The sequence below is a fragment of the Microbacterium fluminis genome, assembly GCF_051549805.1.
Lineage (GTDB): Bacteria > Actinomycetota > Actinomycetes > Actinomycetales > Microbacteriaceae > Microbacterium.
The window spans coordinates 2,374,083-2,388,741 of the sequence record NZ_CP196042.1 but is presented as its reverse complement, the minus strand read 5'-3'; the positions used below and the strand labels follow the sequence as shown (position 1 = coordinate 2,388,741).

Sequence of the window (14,659 nt, the reverse complement as noted above, 5' to 3'; positions counted from 1 at the left end):
TCGTTGCGGGACCATCCCCCAAGATGTGCTTCGAGCCTAACCGCTGGCGTCGACATCCAGCGTGATTGCGCGCCGGATTGTGGATGCGGTGGCCCCGGCATCCCTCCGCCCACGGCGAACGCCCCGTCCCGGCAACCGGAACGGGGCGTTCTTGGACGCGGTCCTACTTCGTGAGCGCCGCCGGTACGCGCTTGCGGGTCGTGAGCACCTGGTCGACGAGACCGTACTCGACGCCCTCGACCCCGGAGAGGATCTTGTCGCGATCGATGTCGCGGTTGACCTGCTCGACCGACCGGTTCGAGTGCTTCGCCAGCGTCTCCTCGAGCCACGTGCGCATGCGCAGGATCTCGGCCGCCTGGATCTCGATGTCGGAGGCCTGCCCATGGCCGGCCTCGCCCATCGCGGGCTGGTGGATGAGGATGCGGGCGTTGGGCAATGCGAGTCGCTTGCCGGGGGCGCCCGCCGCCAGCAGCACGGCGGCGGCGGAGGCCGCCTGGCCGAGCACCACGGTCTGGATCTGGGGAGAGATGTACTGCATCGTGTCGTAGATCGCCGTCATGGCCGTGAACGAGCCGCCGGGCGAGTTGATGTACATGATGATGTCGCGGTCGGGGTCCTGCGACTCGAGCACGAGCAGCTGGGCCATGACGTCGTCGGCCGACGCGTCGTCGACCTGCACACCGAGGAAGATGACGCGGTCCTCGAAGAGCTTGTTGTACGGGTCCTGGCGCTTGTACCCGTAGGCCGTGCGCTCCTCGAACTGCGGGAGGATGTAGCGGCTCCCGGGCATCTGGATGCCGGGACGCGCGAGGCCCTGGGGCGTGGCGCCGAAGGTGGGGGTTTCCATGTGTCGTTCCTGTCTTTCGCCTTCGGGTGCCGGTCAGTCCTGGTCGGTTCCGCCGCCGCCGACGACGTCGCCGAGGTGCGCGCGGATGTGGTCGACGAAGCCGTACTCGAGGGCCTCCTCGGCGGTGAACCAGCGGTCGCGGTCACCGTCTTCGTTGATCTGCTCGACCGACTTGCCGGTCTGCGCGGCGGTGATCTCGGCGAGCCGGTTCTTCATCGACACGATGAGCTGCGCCTGCGTCTGGATGTCGCTCGAGGTGCCGCCGAAGCCGCCGTGCGGCTGGTGCAGCAGCACACGGGCGTTGGGCGTGATGTAGCGCTTGCCCTTCGTGCCGCTGGTGAGCAGCAGCTGGCCCATCGAGGCGGCCATGCCGATGCCCACGGTGACGATGTCGTTGGGCACGAACTGCATCGTGTCGTAGATCGCCATGCCTGCGGTGATCGAGCCGCCGGGCGAGTTGACGTAGAGGAAGATGTCCTTCTCGGGGTCCTCGGCGGCGAGGAGGAGGATCTTCGCGCAGATCTCGTTGGCGTTCTCGTCGCGCACCTCCGACCCGAGCCAGATGATGCGGTCCCGCAGCAGCCTGTCGAAGACGCTTGTCGCGATTAGGGGTTCAGCGGCCAATGTGTGCTCCTGAATTCGTGGTCGTGGCATCGAATCTACCGGCGCGTCGCGAACGACCCGACCGTGTTCGCCCTCGGCAGATCAGGGGCGTCGCTCCGTGAGTTCACGTGCGTAGCCGGTCACCGACCGGGTGTATCGGGGAAGGTGCGGGGCCAGCGCGGTGAGGGCCACCGACACCGCCTCGCGGTCGTGACCGGCGCTGCTCAGCGCGAGGGCGTAGAAGGCCGCGGCGGCATCGTGGAACGCATCCCGGGGCGTGCGCTCGTACTCGCCGCGCAGCATCCCGAGCGCCTCGTCGATCTTGCCGAGGTTGCGGAGGGCGCTCGCCAGCTGGATCACGGCCTGCGGTCGGTGCTCGCCGTCGAGCCCACCGTCCAGGGCCCGGCGGTACAGTGCCTCGGCATCCTCCTCCCGGCCGGCCGAGTCCCGCGCGCCGGCGCGCTCGAACAGAGCGCGCGGATCGTCGTCCCCGCGCTCCGCCGCGATCGCGTCGATGGCGGCGATGCGCTCCTGGTCGTCGAGGGCGTCGTCCGCCCAGATTGCGGCGATGCGGGCGTCCCACGTCTCGGTCATGCGTCTCCTTCGGGCGTGCGGCGGTGCGGGAGATGCGAGAGGGGACGGATGCCGCAGCATCCGTCCCCTCCGCGATGTCGCGTCCGAGTTACTCGGCCGCCTTCTTCGTGCTCTTGCGCGCCTTCTTGACCGGCTTCTCCTCGGCCTCGATCACGGCGTCGGCGTCCGCCGCGGAATCGGCGATCTCCTGCGCCTCCTCCACGACCTCGTCCTCGGCGGCCGGCTCGTCCTCGACGGCGACGAAGCCGGTGAGGTCGACGGGCTTGCCGTCGGTGTCGACGACCGTGGTCTTGCCGAGCGCGAGCGCGAGCGCCTTGTTGCGGGCGACCTCGCCGACGAGCGCGGGGAGCTGGTTGTTGGCCTGGATGGCCTCGACGAACTCCTGCGGCGCCATGCCGTACTGCGCGGCGGACTGGATCAGGTACTGCGTGAGCTCGTCCTGCGAGACCTGCACGTTGCTCTGCTCGGCGATGGCGTCCAGCAGCATCTGCGTGCGGAACTGCTTCTCGCTGGCCTCGGTGACCTCGGCGCGGTGGGTGTCGTCCTCGAGACGGCCCTCGCCCTCGAGGTGGTTGTGCACCTCGTCCTCGATGAGCTGCGGCGGCACGGGGATCTCGACCTGGGCCAGCAGCTCCTCGATGAGCTTGTCGCGCGCGGCGGAGCCCTGGGTGAACACCGACTGCTGGCCGACGCGCTCGCTCAGGCTCTCGCGCAGCTCGGCGATCGTGTCGAACTCGCTCGCCATCTGCGCGAAGTCGTCGTCGGCCTCGGGCAGCTCGCGCTCCTTGACGGCGGTCACCGTCACCGCGACCTCGGCCTCCTCGCCGGCGTGGTCGCCGCCGACCAGGGTGGAGCGGAACGTGGTGTCCTCGCCCGCGGTGAGCGAGTCGATGGCCTCGTCGATGCCCTCGAGCAGCTCGCCCGAGCCGACCTCGTAGGAGACGCCCTCGGCGCGGTCGATCTCGGCGCCGTCGATGGTGGCGACCATGTCGAGCTCGACGAAGTCACCCGTCGCCGCGGGGCGGTCGACCGTGATGAGCGTGCCGAAGCGCGAGCGCAGACGGTCGAGCTCCTCGTCGATGGCGGCCTCGTCGACGGCCACGGCGTCGACCGTGAGGGTGAGGCCCTCGAACGCCGGCAGCTCGAACTCGGGGCGCACGTCGACCTCGACCTCGACGGCGAGGTCGCCCGAGAAGTCCTTCTCGTTCGGCCATTCCTTGACGTCGGCGCTCGGACGGCCGATCGTGCGGAGCTTGTGCTCTTCGACGGCGGCGCGGAAGAAGGTGTCCAGTCCTTCGCTGACCGCGTGCTCGATCACCGCGGTGCGGCCGATGCGCTGGTCGATGATCGGCGCGGGAACCTTGCCCTTGCGGAATCCGGGGATCTGCACGTCCTGCGCGATGTGCTCGTACGCGTGCGCGATGCTCGGCTTGAGCTCCTCGGGCGTGACCGTGATGTGCAGCTTCACCCGGGTGGGCGTGAGCTTCTCGACGGTGCTGTTCACCATTCTGTTCGTTCTCCTCTGTGTTCCGCGCACGAGCGCGGCGGCTGAAGGTCTGGGGTTCGATGGGGCCGATGGTCGGGGCGACAGGATTTGAACCTGCGGCCTCCCGCTCCCAAAGCGGGCGCTCTACCAAGCTGAGCTACGCCCCGGGTAGGATCCACGCGCGCGCGGACACGAAACGGCCCCGTGAAGTCTAGCCGACGGCATCCGTGTCGCCGGCGCGTGGACGGCCCGCTCACGATCTTCGGAGGATGACGCGATCTTCGGACTCGCACCGCCCGCCCGCTCCGAAGTACGCGCGAACCTCCGAACCTCGTCGAGCCGATTCGGCGCGTGCGTCCACACCCAGTACACTCGGGGATGCCGCAGGCCCCTGGCCGCGGAAATTCGGGGCTGTAGCTTAGTGGTAAAGCCTTAGTCTTCCAAACTAATGATGCGGGTTCGATTCCCGTCAGCCCCTCCGAATGCTGGACCACTCCGCTGCCGCGGGCACCGCCTCGGCGTGGGTGGCGGAGTGCGCGCGGTACACCTCGGCGTTGCGCAGCAGCCGAGCCCGCTCCTCGTCGGTGAGGGCACGCCGCACCTTGGCGGGCACGCCGGCCGCGAGGGAGCCGTCGGGCACGATCGTGCCCTCCAGCACCACCGCTCCCCCGGCCACGAGGCATCCGGCACCGATCACCGCTCCCGACAGCACCACCGAGCCCATCCCGATCAGCGAGCCGTCGCCGATCGTGCAGCCGTGCACGACGGCGTTGTGCCCGACGGACACGTTCTCGCCGATGACGACGGGGTGACCGTCATCGACGTGCACGGCGACGTTGTCCTGCAGATTGCTGCCGGCGCCCAGCGTGATCGAGTCGCTGTCACCGCGCACCACGGCGTTGTACCAGACACTCGACCCCTCGCCGAGGCGGACGTCTCCGATCACCCGGGCCCCCGTCGCCACGAACGCGGACGGATGGATCGCGGGCGTCTTCCCGGAGACGGACAGCACGGACGAGCCCTCGGCGTTGGTCATGCCCCGACCCTATTGGCCGCTCCGCGCGAGCGCGTCCTTCAGTGCGGCGGTGTACTGCGGGGCGAGCGTGTCGACGAAGGTCGCCGTCAGATGATCCTGGTCGCGGTAGAGGTTCGCTCCGCCGACGACGGTGAAGCAGGTGCTGGCGTCGCAGTACACGTCGGTGAAGTCCAGCAGCGTGACGCCGCTCACGCCGGTCGCGGCATCCCGCAACGGGTCGTTCTTGACCAGCACGTCTGCACGCGCCCCGTCGCACGTGGACTGCTCGTGCGTGCGGAGGCACTTGTTCGGGTCGGTCTCCCAGACGGGGTTGTCGACGACCGTCACGACAGGGATGCCGCGGTCGAGCACCTCCTGCCAGGCGCTGCGATAGCCGGCCACGGCCGCGTCGTGAGCCGATCCGAAGCCCGCCGACGAGTACGGCGTCGTGGCGAGGGCCGAGGTGAACACCACGTCGACGTTCGCGTCCTTCAGGGCGGCGGTCACGCCTGCGCGCCAGTCGGTGCATGCCGCCCCGAACGCGCCGTCGGTGGACAGGGCGGTCGTGCTCCACGGGCACGCGCCCTTGAACCAGGTCTTCAGATGCCACCCGTTCGCGTCGGCGATCCGCTGGAATGTGGGGAGCAGCTGGTAGGCGTGGCTGTCGCCGATCAGGGCGACCGTCTTCGCGTTCGGGTCGGTCGACCCGAAGTCGCAGGACACCGGCCGCGAGTCGTTGAGCTGGATGAAGCACTGGTCGTCGGTGGGTCGATCGACGCCCGCGAAGCCGGGGGCGGGCAGGATGCCGGTGGCCGGCGTCGCGCCCGCGCACGCCGGGTCGAGCACGGAGGCGGCACCGAAGCACGGCGGCGGATCGGCGCGGAGCTGCTGCAGCGCCTGCACTCCCTGGGTGTACGCAGGAGCGTTGGCCGCCCACGCGCCTCCGGCCACACCCGCCACCAGCACCATGGCGACGAGAGACGACCACAGCGTCAAGCGCGGGCGCCGCGAGGTGAGCACCTTCCACGCCCGCACGGGGTCCTCGACGAAGCGCTTGGTGAGCCAGGCCAGCACGAAGCAGATCACCAGCAGCGCGACGCGGTGATAGATCGTGAGCCCCCAGAACGGGACCGACGGCGCGATGACGATGAGCGGCCAGTGCCAGAGGTACAGCGAGTACGAGATGTCGCCGGTGAAGCGGAACGGCGGCAGCGAGAGGATGCGTGTCGGGTACCACCAGCGGCCCGACGCCGAGGCGGCGATGACCGCCGCCGCGCCGAGCGACGGGATCGCGGCCATGTACCCGGGGAACGGCGTCTGCGCGTCGAAGCGGAAGGCCACGTACAGCAGCACGGCGATGCCGCCCCAGCCCAGCACGAAGCTCACGATCGCGTTGCGCACGCGCAGAAGGGGCACGAGGGCGACCATCGCGCCGAGCCCGAACTGCCACATGCGTCCGAACGTCACGAAGTAGGCCGGCGCCGGGTTGGTCAGCGTGAACAGGACGCAGAAGACGAACGAGGCGATGCTCACGGCACCGAGCACGATGAGCACGCTGCGGCGGGTCGCACCGCGGAAGAACTTCACGCCGATCCATGCCGCGAGAAGCATGAGCAGCGGCCACAGCACGTAGAACTGCTCTTCCAGCGACAGCGACCAGTAGTGCTGCACCGTCGTCGGGTTGCCCGAATGGTTGAGGTAGTCGGCGGAGTTGAGCGCCAGCGTCCAGTTCTCGACGTAGAAGGTCGACGAGATGATCTCGCGAACCTCGTTGGGCAGTGCGGACGTCGGCATCAGGTAGGGCGACGCGACGACGAGCCCGCAGAACAGGAGGACGAGGAGGGATGCCGGCAGCAGGCGTCGTGCACGCCTCGCCCAGAACTGGGCGAGGCGCACGGAGCCGGTGGCGGTGAGCTCGCGCATCAGGTGCCCGGTGATGAGGAACCCGGAGATCACGAAGAAGATGTCGACGCCGACGTAGCCGCCGGGCAGCCGCGCCGGCCAGAAGTGGTAGAGCACCACGAACAGCACGGCGATCGCGCGGAGACCCTGCACGTGCGGCAGGAACCGCGACGGCTCGGCGTGCTCGGGCGATCGATCGGCCCGCTCGCTCCGGCGGGTGCGCGCGGGGCTGCCCAGGTTCTGCGGTCCGAGGTCGTGGTCAGCGGATGGCACCCCTCGACGCTAGTCGGTGCGGTGAGGCATCCGTGTATCCGAGCCCTGCGGCGCCCGTGTTTCTGGAGGTTTAGCCGAGCCTCAGCTTGCTTGCGGAATGATCCGTGCTGAGTAGCGTTGACCACGCAGACAGTGATCCTGCACCAGACGGAGGACGACATGACGAACACCGAGACCACTCCCGCCACCACCGCAGACCCGACGGTCGCGGCCGGAACGGCGCAGTTCCTGACCCCCGTCGTGATCGGGCTCCAGGCGCTGGCCGTCAACGGCAAGCAGGCGCACTGGAACGTGCGCGGCGCGAACTTCATCGCGATCCACGAGCTCCTCGACACCGTGGTGAGCAACGCCCAGAACGGCGCCGACACCGCCGCGGAGCGGATCGTGGCCCTCGGCCTCCCGATCGACGCCCGCGTGTCGACCGTCTCCGAGAAGGCGAAGGCGACCGCTGTGCCCGCCGGCTTCACGCAGTGGGACGACATCGTGCGCGCCGTGATCGGCGACATCGACGCGGTGCTCGCCGACGTGCGCGCCGCTGTCGACGGACTCGACGAGGTCGACCAGACCAGTCAGGACGTGGCGATCGAGATCCAGCGCAGCCTCGAGAAGGACCGCTGGTTCCTCGTGGCGCACCTCGCCTCCTGAGCGATTTCTTCCATATACGAAGCCCCCGGCCACCTCGCGGAGCCGGGGGCTTCGTGCATCCTCAGGAGCGCTGCAGGAAGGCCAGCACGGCGAGCACGCGCCGGTGATCGCTGCCGCTCTCCTCGAGTCCCAGCTTCTGGAAGATGGCGGTGACGTTCTTCTCCACCGCCCCGACTCCGATGAACAGGCGCTGCGCGATCGTGGTGTTGCTGCGGCCCTCCGCCATGAGCTCGAGCACGTCCCGTTCTCGCGGAGTCAGCGCCGCGAGCGGGTCGGGGCGCGCCGCGAGCAGCTGACGCACCACCAGCGGATCGAGCACGGTCCCGCCTTCGCGCACCCGCCGGACCGCATCGGTGAAGTCCTCCAGCGAGGTGACGCGGTCCTTCAGAAGATACCCGATGCCGCCTTCGCCCTCGGCCAGCAGCTCCTTGGCGTACACGCCCTCGACGTACTGGCTCAGGACCAGGATGCCGACGGCCGGGGTCTCCGCGCGGAGGCGGAGGGCGGCTCGGATGCCCTCGTCGCGGAACGACGGGGGCAGGCGCACATCCAGGATGGCGACGTCCGCGCCCGCGGATCGCACGCGCTCGACGATGTCGTCGGCGTCGCCGAACGCGCCGACCGTCTCGTAGCCGGCCTCGTCGAACAGACGCACCAGCCCTTCTCGCAGGAGCACGGAGTCCTCCACCAGGAGCACGCGAGCGGGAGGAGTGGCCGGGGCCGTCATGGTGCCAGGATAGGCGTCGGTCCCGCCGGTCATCCGGGCGCGCCCTCGACGATCGGAACGTGCAGTCCGACCGTGGTGGGGCCTCCGGGCCGACTGTCGAGAACCAGCACTCCACGGAGCCCCGCGACGCGGTCGCGCAGACCCTCGAGCCCGTGACCCGTGCGGAAGTGCGCACCGCCGCGACCGTTGTCGACGACCCAGACATCCAGCATCCCGCTCACCCCTGCCTCGGCAGGTCGGAGTGCGGCCTTCAGCGTCACGGCGGAGGCCCCGGAGTGCTTGATGGTGTTGGTGATGAGCTCCGAGACGGTGAAGTACACGGTGCGGGCGACCTCCGGCGCCACGACCCGGTCGATGTCGGGGTCGACGTCCACGTGCACCGAGACGGGAGCGCCCGCCGCGACCGCCGTGAGGGCGGCGGCGAGTCCGCGATCCTGCAGGAGCGGCGGGGCGACGCCGCTGGAGAGCGCGCGCAGCTCGTCGAGCGCGGCCTTCGCGTGCGAGCGCGCCTCCCGGGCGAGCTCGGCGGCCGCCTCCCCCTCGCCCGCCTCCGCGCGGCGCTCGAGTGCGGCCAGGTCCATCTGCAGACGCACGAGGCGCTGCTGCGGCCCGTCGTGGATGTCCCGCTCCAAGCGGCGCAGGGCGACATCCTCCGCGTGCACGGCGGCACCGCGGGCGGCGGCCTCTGCGCGCACCTCGGCGGCCAGGTCGTCGGAACGCCAGCGCCCGAGCATGCCCTGCGCGATCGCGTGGTGGCCGAGGCTCAGTCCGCGCAGCACCCACGGCAAGGTGAAGGCGAACAGGATGCCGGCCAGCAGGTTCAGCACGACCTCCACCGCCCACGGCGACCACGCACCGAAGATCCAGGGCACGGAGTCCGCGACATAGCGGCCCCACACGCCGAACTCGTCCCGCGGGATGAAGATCGCCCAGAACCAGTAGGTCAGGCCACCGGCCGAGATGCTCAGCCAGGTCACCGTGACGACGAACGAGATCGTGCTGATGATGGGGCTGACGATCATGCCGTGCACCAGCGCGAGCCAGTAATGCGCGACGCGCAGCGGCCGCGACAGCGTCCACCAGAAGCCGTTGCGGTCGGGGCCGTCGTGGTTCCACTCCGGTTCGGCGATCTCGGGGAGGCCGGTGAGCCGGAGCACGAAGCGGTCGGCGACGCCGAACCCGCGCGCGACCAGCAGCGACAGGACGACGAGCGGGATGCCGACGACGATCACGATCATGCCCACGCCGGTCCAGAACAGCCCCGCGAGCACGCTCACCGCCGTCATGGCGAGCACGAAGACGGAGAGGAGGTAGACGGCGTTGCCGGGAACGCGCCGCCACAGCGCGCCATACGAACCCCACCATCCGGTGGTCGTGGCGGGGGGAGGCGCCGGGGTCGATCCGGTCGCGTCGGCGCGCGGGGCGGGTGCGGTCATCGTCGTGTCCATGCTCCCAGCGTCGTCGTCGGCGCGGTCGCGGACGATCCGACCGCCACCCGGATGCGGGCGGGGGCTGTCCCCCGCTCCGGCGGGCGGATCATGCCCGGTGTGTGAGCCGTCCGCCCAGCAGCGTGGCCGAGACCGCCATCGTGCGCAACCGCTCGGGAGGCGCGGCCAGCGGGTCCACGGCGCACAGCGCGAGGTCTGCGGGAGCCCCGGGTTCGATCCGAGCGCCCTCCGTGGAACCTCCCCGGCTCGAGGCGGCCAGAGCGATCGCCGGATCGATCTGCTGCTCGGGATGCCACGGCGCGCGGTCGTCCTTAGACCGGTGCACCGCTGCGGCCATCGTCGCCCAAGGGTCGAGCGCGGCGACGGGGGCGTCGGAGCCGAACAGCAGGTTCGCCCCGGAGTCGGCGAGGGCGCGCAGCGGGTACGGCAGCGCGGTCTGCCCCGCCCAGACCGTGTCCGAGAGGTCGCGGTCGTCGATCGCGTGCTCGGGCTGCACACTGGCTCCCACGCCGAGCCGTGCGAACCGCGGCAGGTCGGCGTGGGCGACCAGCTGCGCGTGCTCGATCGTGCCCCAGGCGCTGGTCGCGGCGAACGCGTCGAGGGCATGGGAGATCGCGGCGTCGCCGATCGCGTGGATCGCGCACGAGAGGCCGGCGGCCGTGGCATCCGTCATGAGCGCCTGCAGCATGGCGGGATCGACCGTCAGCAGACCATGGTCGTGCGGGGCGTCCGGGTACCCGTGCGAGCACGCCGCCGTGCGGGTGCCGAGCGATCCGTCGGTGATCACCTTCAGGGACCCGACGCGGACGAGGGCGGATGCCTCCTCCCCCACCGGATCCCCGGTGCGCAGCCCCTCCGCGATCGCCCTCTCCAGGTGCTCGGGGTAGATCCCGAACTCGACCCGCAGCGTATCGAACCCGGCGGCGAGCCGGCGCGTCCAGGTGGCGGCGTTCCACGTCATGTCGAGGTCGACGATGCCGACGACCCCGCGGGCGGCGGCGTCGGCCGCGGCCCGGGCGACGACCGCGTCGGCGGCGGCGGGGTCGAGGTCGTTGAGCCGGCGCCCGATCTCGAACGCGGCCTGTTCGCGGAGCACGCCGTCGCTCGCGCCCAGCCCCTCGCGCCTCAATGCCGCGGAGTTGAGCCAGACGCTGTGCAGATCGGCATTGACGAGATAGGTGGGGATGCCTCCGGTGGCCGCGTCGAGCACGTCGAGCGAAGGCGCGTCCGCCCAGAGCGCGTCGCGGTAGCCCACCCCCACGCGCCGCCCGTCGGCGAGCACGGGGGCCTCGGCCATGGCCCGCGCGGTCGCGGCGGCCGAGGGCAAGCCGTCGAGGTGCGTCCGCTGCGCCGTGAGCGCCCACGCCAGCATGTGCACGTGGTGATCCCACAGCCCCGGGATCAGCCAGGCGCCGTCGGCATCGAGCACCGCCCCTCGAGGGGGCACGGCACCGGCCGGCGCGATGTCGGCGACGCGGCCGCCCCGCAGGAACACGTCGTAGGCGATCCCCTCGTCCGGCAGCAGCTCGCGCCCGGCGCCGCCGATACGGGCGCCGCGGATCGTGTCGACCGACTCCCCGATAGCGGGCCCGCTCACGGGCGCACCCGCGCGTCGGCGGCGCGACGCATCTCCTCCGCGAGGTCCGGGTGGGCGTACGGACCGTCGCCCGAGAGCTCGGCGATCACGGTCTCGACCACCTCGGCGGACTTGTTCTGGCTGAGCTTGCGCTTGGCGACGACCTTCGAGGGCGTGAGACGGAACCCGACCGTGCCGCGCTCGAGCCGCTCGATGAAGGCGGGATCGTTGGGCCGTTCCCACATCAGGCGCGGCTGCGGCATCCGTCCTTCGAAATGCGCCACCAGTCGGTCGAGCACGACGAGGTTCTCCTCGGCGGAGAGCACCTCGGGCACGCCGGTCAGATGTGCCGAGACGAAGTTCCACGTGGGGACGGATGCCACGTCGTCGCCGTACCAGTTCGGGGAGATGTAGCCGTGGGGGCCCTGGAAGACCACGAGCAGCTCACGCTCCCCCAGCCCGTGGATGAGGTCGTCGGGCTTGCCGACGTGGCCGACGATCGTGAGGTCGTCGCGGTCCGCATCGAGCAGGACGGCGTAGTGCGAGGCGACCAGGCCGTCGGGGGTCGAACTCACGAGGGTGGCCCAGGGGTGGCGCTCGATCAGGCGACGCAGCTCGCCCACATCGGTCATCGCGAACGAGGGGTTCTGACGCATGCGGATCAGCCTAGGGTCACGCCTGGCACGACGGGCACCAGTAGAGCTTGCGTCCCGCGGCCTCCTCCACGACGATCTCGGTGCCGCACACCCGGCACGGCAGGCCGGCGCGGTGGTAGACCCAGTGGCGGTCGTCCCGGTGCGCCATCGCCTTGCGGTACGCCTCGGGGTCGAGATCGTCCATCGTCATCATCTGGCCGGTCTCGACGCCGATCGCGAGCAGACGCACCCAGTCGCGCCACAGGTCGCGCACGACCTCTTCGCGCACCTCCCGGCCGGGGGTGTGCGGATTCTGCCGGGCCCGGAACAGCAGCTCCGCCCGGTAGACGTTGCCGATCCCGCTCACCACCGTCTGATCCATCAGCAGCAGCCCGATCGCGGTGGGCTTGCGGCGCACGGTGGCGACGAACCGCTCCTCGCCCTCCTGCACGTCGTCGACCAGCGGGTCGGGACCGAGCTTGGCGATCGTGGCGGCGACCTCGTCGGGCGTCTGCAGCTGACAGGCGGTGGGCCCGCGCAGATCGGCGCAGGTGGCATCCGTCAGCAGGCGCAGACGCACCTGTCCGACCACAGGAGGCGGCCACGGCATCTCGCCGTCGTCGCCGAGACCGGTGGTCTGCTCGGACATGCGCACGTGGACGCGGGCGCGGCGAGGGGCGCCGATCGACGTGAGCGAGTTCTCGCCCGCGGCATCCATCATCGGTTCGTCGACGGTCGTACCGCGCTGGTTCGTCTGACCCATGCGCCCGTTCGCGGCGGCGATCGTGGGGTCGACGATGATCTCGCCCGCGAAGTCCCAGGCGCCGTACATGCCCAGGTGCACCCGCAGCCACTCGTCGCCCTCGAATGCGAGGAACATCTGCTTGCCGACGGCGCGCACCTCGACTGCGGTGCGCCCGTCGAGCGCGGCCGCTCCCTCGACGAACCGCCCCTGGGGGCTCGAGGCGCTCACGCGCCGGCCCACGATGTTGAGGTCGAACTGGCGGGCGATGCGGTGGACGGAGTGCCCCTCGGGCATCAGCCCGCCTCGGGGTCGAGCGCGTCGACGTCCTCTCCGCCGCGCGGCGTGGCACGCGGGTCGGGCAGCAGGGACCCGTCGACCTCGTACGCGGCGATCTGCGCGATGCGGCGCACGTGGCGCTCCTCGTTCGAGAACGGAGTGGCGATGAAGCGGTCGATGAAGGCGGCCGCCTCCTCGAAGGTGTGCTGGCGGGCGCCGATGGCGATCACGTTGGCGTCGTTGTGCTCGCGGGCGAGCTCGGCCGTCGGGATGTTCCACACCAGCGCGGCGCGCACGCCCGCCACCTTGTTCGCAGAGATCTGCTCGCCGTTGCCGGAGCCGCCGAATACGACGCCGAGCGTCTCGATGCCCGCCGCCTGATCGCGCACGACGGCCCGCGCGGCCCGGATGCAGAACGCCGGGTAGTCGTCGAGGGCGTCGTATTCCAGCGGGCCGTGGTCGACGACCTCGTGCCCCGCCTCGGCGAGGTGGTGCTGGAGCTGCGTGGAGAAGTCGAGGCCGGCGTGATCGGTCGCGATGTGGATGCGCATGGTTCGATCCTAGAAGTCGGTGCGGGGCGCCGCGGAGCTCAGGGTGCGACGCCGGAGGCGGCGGGCTTGAATCCGGCGCGGACGTTCTCGCAGCACGCGGGCCGGCACACGTCGAACCAGGGGCCGAGGTCGGTGACGTGGGGGCGATCCGCCGCCGGGGTCCCGTGCAGGCGCTCCTCCACCAGATCCACCAGCCCGGACACGTACGCGGGGTCGACGCCCGGCGTGGGCGTGCGCACGGCCTTCAGCCCGGCCTCGGCGGCGGCCTCCATCGCCTCGGTGTCGAGGTCCCACAGCACCTCCATGTGGTCGCTCACGAACCCGAGCGGCACGATCGCCACCGCCTGCGCTCCCTGCTCGGGCAGCGCCTCGATCACGTCGCACACGTCGGGTTCGAGCCACGGCTGCGTCGGCGGGCCCGAGCGCGACTGGTAGACGAGCTGCCACGGCACGCCCTCGGACCCCGGAACGGATGCCGCGACCTCCGCCATCACATACGCCGCGACCGCCTCGTGCTGAGCTGCGTACGCGCCGCCCTCGCCGAGGTCGCGGTGCTCGGGGTCGCCCTCGCGCGGCCCGGAGCGCTCGGCGTCGGCGGTGGGAATGCTGTGCGTGGAGAAGAGCACGTGGATCGCGTCGGCGGGCACACCGTCGGAGAGGAACCCCGCGACGGCCTCGCGCACGCCTTCCACGAACACCGACACGAAGCCCGGGTGGTCGAAGAACTGCCGCACCTTGTCGATCGTCACGGTGCCGGCCAGGTCGGTCCCGGTGAGCACGCGGGCGAAGTCCTCGCGGTACTGCCGGCAGCTCGAGAACGAGCTGTAGGCGCTGGTGGCGACGGCGAGCAGCTTCGTGTCGCCGGCGGCCGCGGCATCCGTCACCGCCTCTTCGAGGTACGGGGCCCAATTGCGGTTGCCCCAGTAGACGGGCAGGTCCAGTCCGCGGCGCGAGATCTCCGCTTCGAGGGCGGCCTTGAGCGCCCGGTTCTGCGCGTTGATCGGACTGACCCCGCCGAAGTGCCGGTAGTGGTGTGCGACCTCCTCCAGACGCTCGTCGGGGATGCCGCGCCCGCGCGTCACATTGCGCAGGAAGGGGATCACGTCGTCCTGTCCCTCCGGTCCGCCGAAACCGGCGAGGAGCACGGCGTCGTACGCGACCGCCTCCTCGACGTACGCGGTGCCGGCGGCGGCCGCGGCGGAGGCGAACGGGACACCGGCGCCCCGGGAGGAGGCGGACGGCAGGTGCTGCTCGGGAGAACTCACCCGTCCATCCTGACACCCGCGGCCGACCGGTGGATCGCCCGCGACGGACCGCTGGCATAGGCTGGTCCGGT

At 70.8% G+C, this 14,659-nt stretch carries 14 protein-coding genes and 2 tRNA genes; 2 read left to right on the top strand and 14 right to left on the bottom strand.

The genetic code is table 11. The features are described from left to right. Positions 1-163 precede the first annotated feature (163 nt). From ACSJDX_RS11555 to ACSJDX_RS11535, 5 genes are all read right to left on the bottom strand, one after another. A complete protein-coding gene (locus ACSJDX_RS11555) occupies positions 164-847 on the bottom strand; it encodes an ATP-dependent Clp protease proteolytic subunit (protein WP_438352819.1) in 684 nt (227 codons plus the stop codon). 33 nt (positions 848-880) lie between these two features. Further along, complete coding sequence (locus ACSJDX_RS11550; RefSeq protein WP_438352818.1) at positions 881-1,471, bottom strand: ATP-dependent Clp protease proteolytic subunit; 591 nt, start codon at positions 1,469-1,471, stop codon at positions 881-883. Positions 1,472-1,552: 81 nt separating this feature from the next. Further along, positions 1,553-2,044 (bottom strand): tetratricopeptide repeat protein, encoded by a 492-nt coding sequence (locus ACSJDX_RS11545; RefSeq protein WP_438352817.1) that lies wholly within the window; start codon positions 2,042-2,044, stop codon positions 1,553-1,555. A gap of 88 nt (positions 2,045-2,132) precedes the next feature. Continuing rightward, positions 2,133-3,551: a trigger factor gene (gene tig, locus ACSJDX_RS11540; protein WP_438352816.1), complete on the bottom strand. Its 1,419-nt coding sequence runs from the start codon at positions 3,549-3,551 to the stop codon at positions 2,133-2,135. 69 nt (positions 3,552-3,620) lie between these two features. Continuing rightward, positions 3,621-3,697 (bottom strand) — tRNA-Pro (locus ACSJDX_RS11535). 240 nt (positions 3,698-3,937) lie between these two features. On the opposite strand from ACSJDX_RS11535, the gene ACSJDX_RS11530 reads away from it, so the two are divergent. Continuing rightward, a tRNA-Gly gene (locus ACSJDX_RS11530) sits at positions 3,938-4,008 on the top strand. Here ACSJDX_RS11530 and ACSJDX_RS11525 read toward each other — a convergent pair. Further along, positions 4,000-4,566 carry a gamma carbonic anhydrase family protein gene (locus ACSJDX_RS11525; protein ID WP_438352815.1) on the bottom strand — a complete coding sequence of 189 codons (567 nt, stop codon included), beginning with the start codon at positions 4,564-4,566 and terminating at the stop codon, positions 4,000-4,002. The two genes, ACSJDX_RS11530 and ACSJDX_RS11525, sit on opposite strands and share 9 nt — an antisense overlap. A gap of 9 nt (positions 4,567-4,575) precedes the next feature. Beyond that, a complete protein-coding gene (locus ACSJDX_RS11520; RefSeq protein WP_438352814.1) occupies positions 4,576-6,720 on the bottom strand; it encodes an acyltransferase family protein in 2,145 nt (714 codons plus the stop codon). Positions 6,721-6,879: 159 nt separating this feature from the next. Between ACSJDX_RS11520 and ACSJDX_RS11515 the strand changes: the two genes are divergently transcribed. After that, entirely contained in the window at positions 6,880-7,365 is a 486-nt protein-coding gene (locus ACSJDX_RS11515) for a Dps family protein (protein WP_438352813.1), read from the top strand. A gap of 61 nt (positions 7,366-7,426) precedes the next feature. Here the strand turns inward: ACSJDX_RS11515 and ACSJDX_RS11510 are convergent, their stop codons facing one another. The 7 genes from ACSJDX_RS11510 to ACSJDX_RS11480 all read right to left on the bottom strand — a co-directional run bounded on the left by ACSJDX_RS11510 (position 7,427) and on the right by ACSJDX_RS11480 (position 14,588). Beyond that, entirely contained in the window at positions 7,427-8,092 is a 666-nt protein-coding gene (locus tag ACSJDX_RS11510; RefSeq protein WP_438352812.1) for a response regulator transcription factor, read from the bottom strand. 29 nt (positions 8,093-8,121) lie between these two features. Continuing rightward, a complete protein-coding gene (locus tag ACSJDX_RS11505; protein WP_438352811.1) occupies positions 8,122-9,540 on the bottom strand; it encodes a sensor histidine kinase in 1,419 nt (472 codons plus the stop codon). Between the two features lie 88 nt (positions 9,541-9,628). Further along, positions 9,629-11,137, bottom strand: coding sequence for an amidohydrolase (locus ACSJDX_RS11500; RefSeq protein WP_438352810.1), 1,509 nt, complete (start codon positions 11,135-11,137; stop codon positions 9,629-9,631). Continuing rightward, positions 11,134-11,772 carry an FMN-binding negative transcriptional regulator gene (locus ACSJDX_RS11495; protein WP_438352809.1) on the bottom strand — a complete coding sequence of 213 codons (639 nt, stop codon included), beginning with the start codon at positions 11,770-11,772 and terminating at the stop codon, positions 11,134-11,136. Before ACSJDX_RS11495 ends, ACSJDX_RS11500 begins: the two co-directional genes overlap by 4 nt. Positions 11,773-11,788: 16 nt before the next feature. Then, on the bottom strand, positions 11,789-12,790 hold the full coding sequence (locus ACSJDX_RS11490) for an Fpg/Nei family DNA glycosylase (RefSeq protein WP_438352808.1): 1,002 nt from the start codon (positions 12,788-12,790) through the stop codon (positions 11,789-11,791). Continuing rightward, positions 12,790-13,323 (bottom strand): ribose-5-phosphate isomerase, encoded by a 534-nt coding sequence (locus ACSJDX_RS11485; RefSeq protein ID WP_438352807.1) that lies wholly within the window; start codon positions 13,321-13,323, stop codon positions 12,790-12,792. Before ACSJDX_RS11485 ends, ACSJDX_RS11490 begins: the two co-directional genes overlap by 1 nt. 38 nt (positions 13,324-13,361) lie before the next feature. Next, positions 13,362-14,588, bottom strand: a complete 1,227-nt coding sequence (locus tag ACSJDX_RS11480; RefSeq protein WP_438352806.1) for a ferrochelatase — start codon at positions 14,586-14,588, stop codon at positions 13,362-13,364. Positions 14,589-14,659 lie beyond the last annotated feature (71 nt).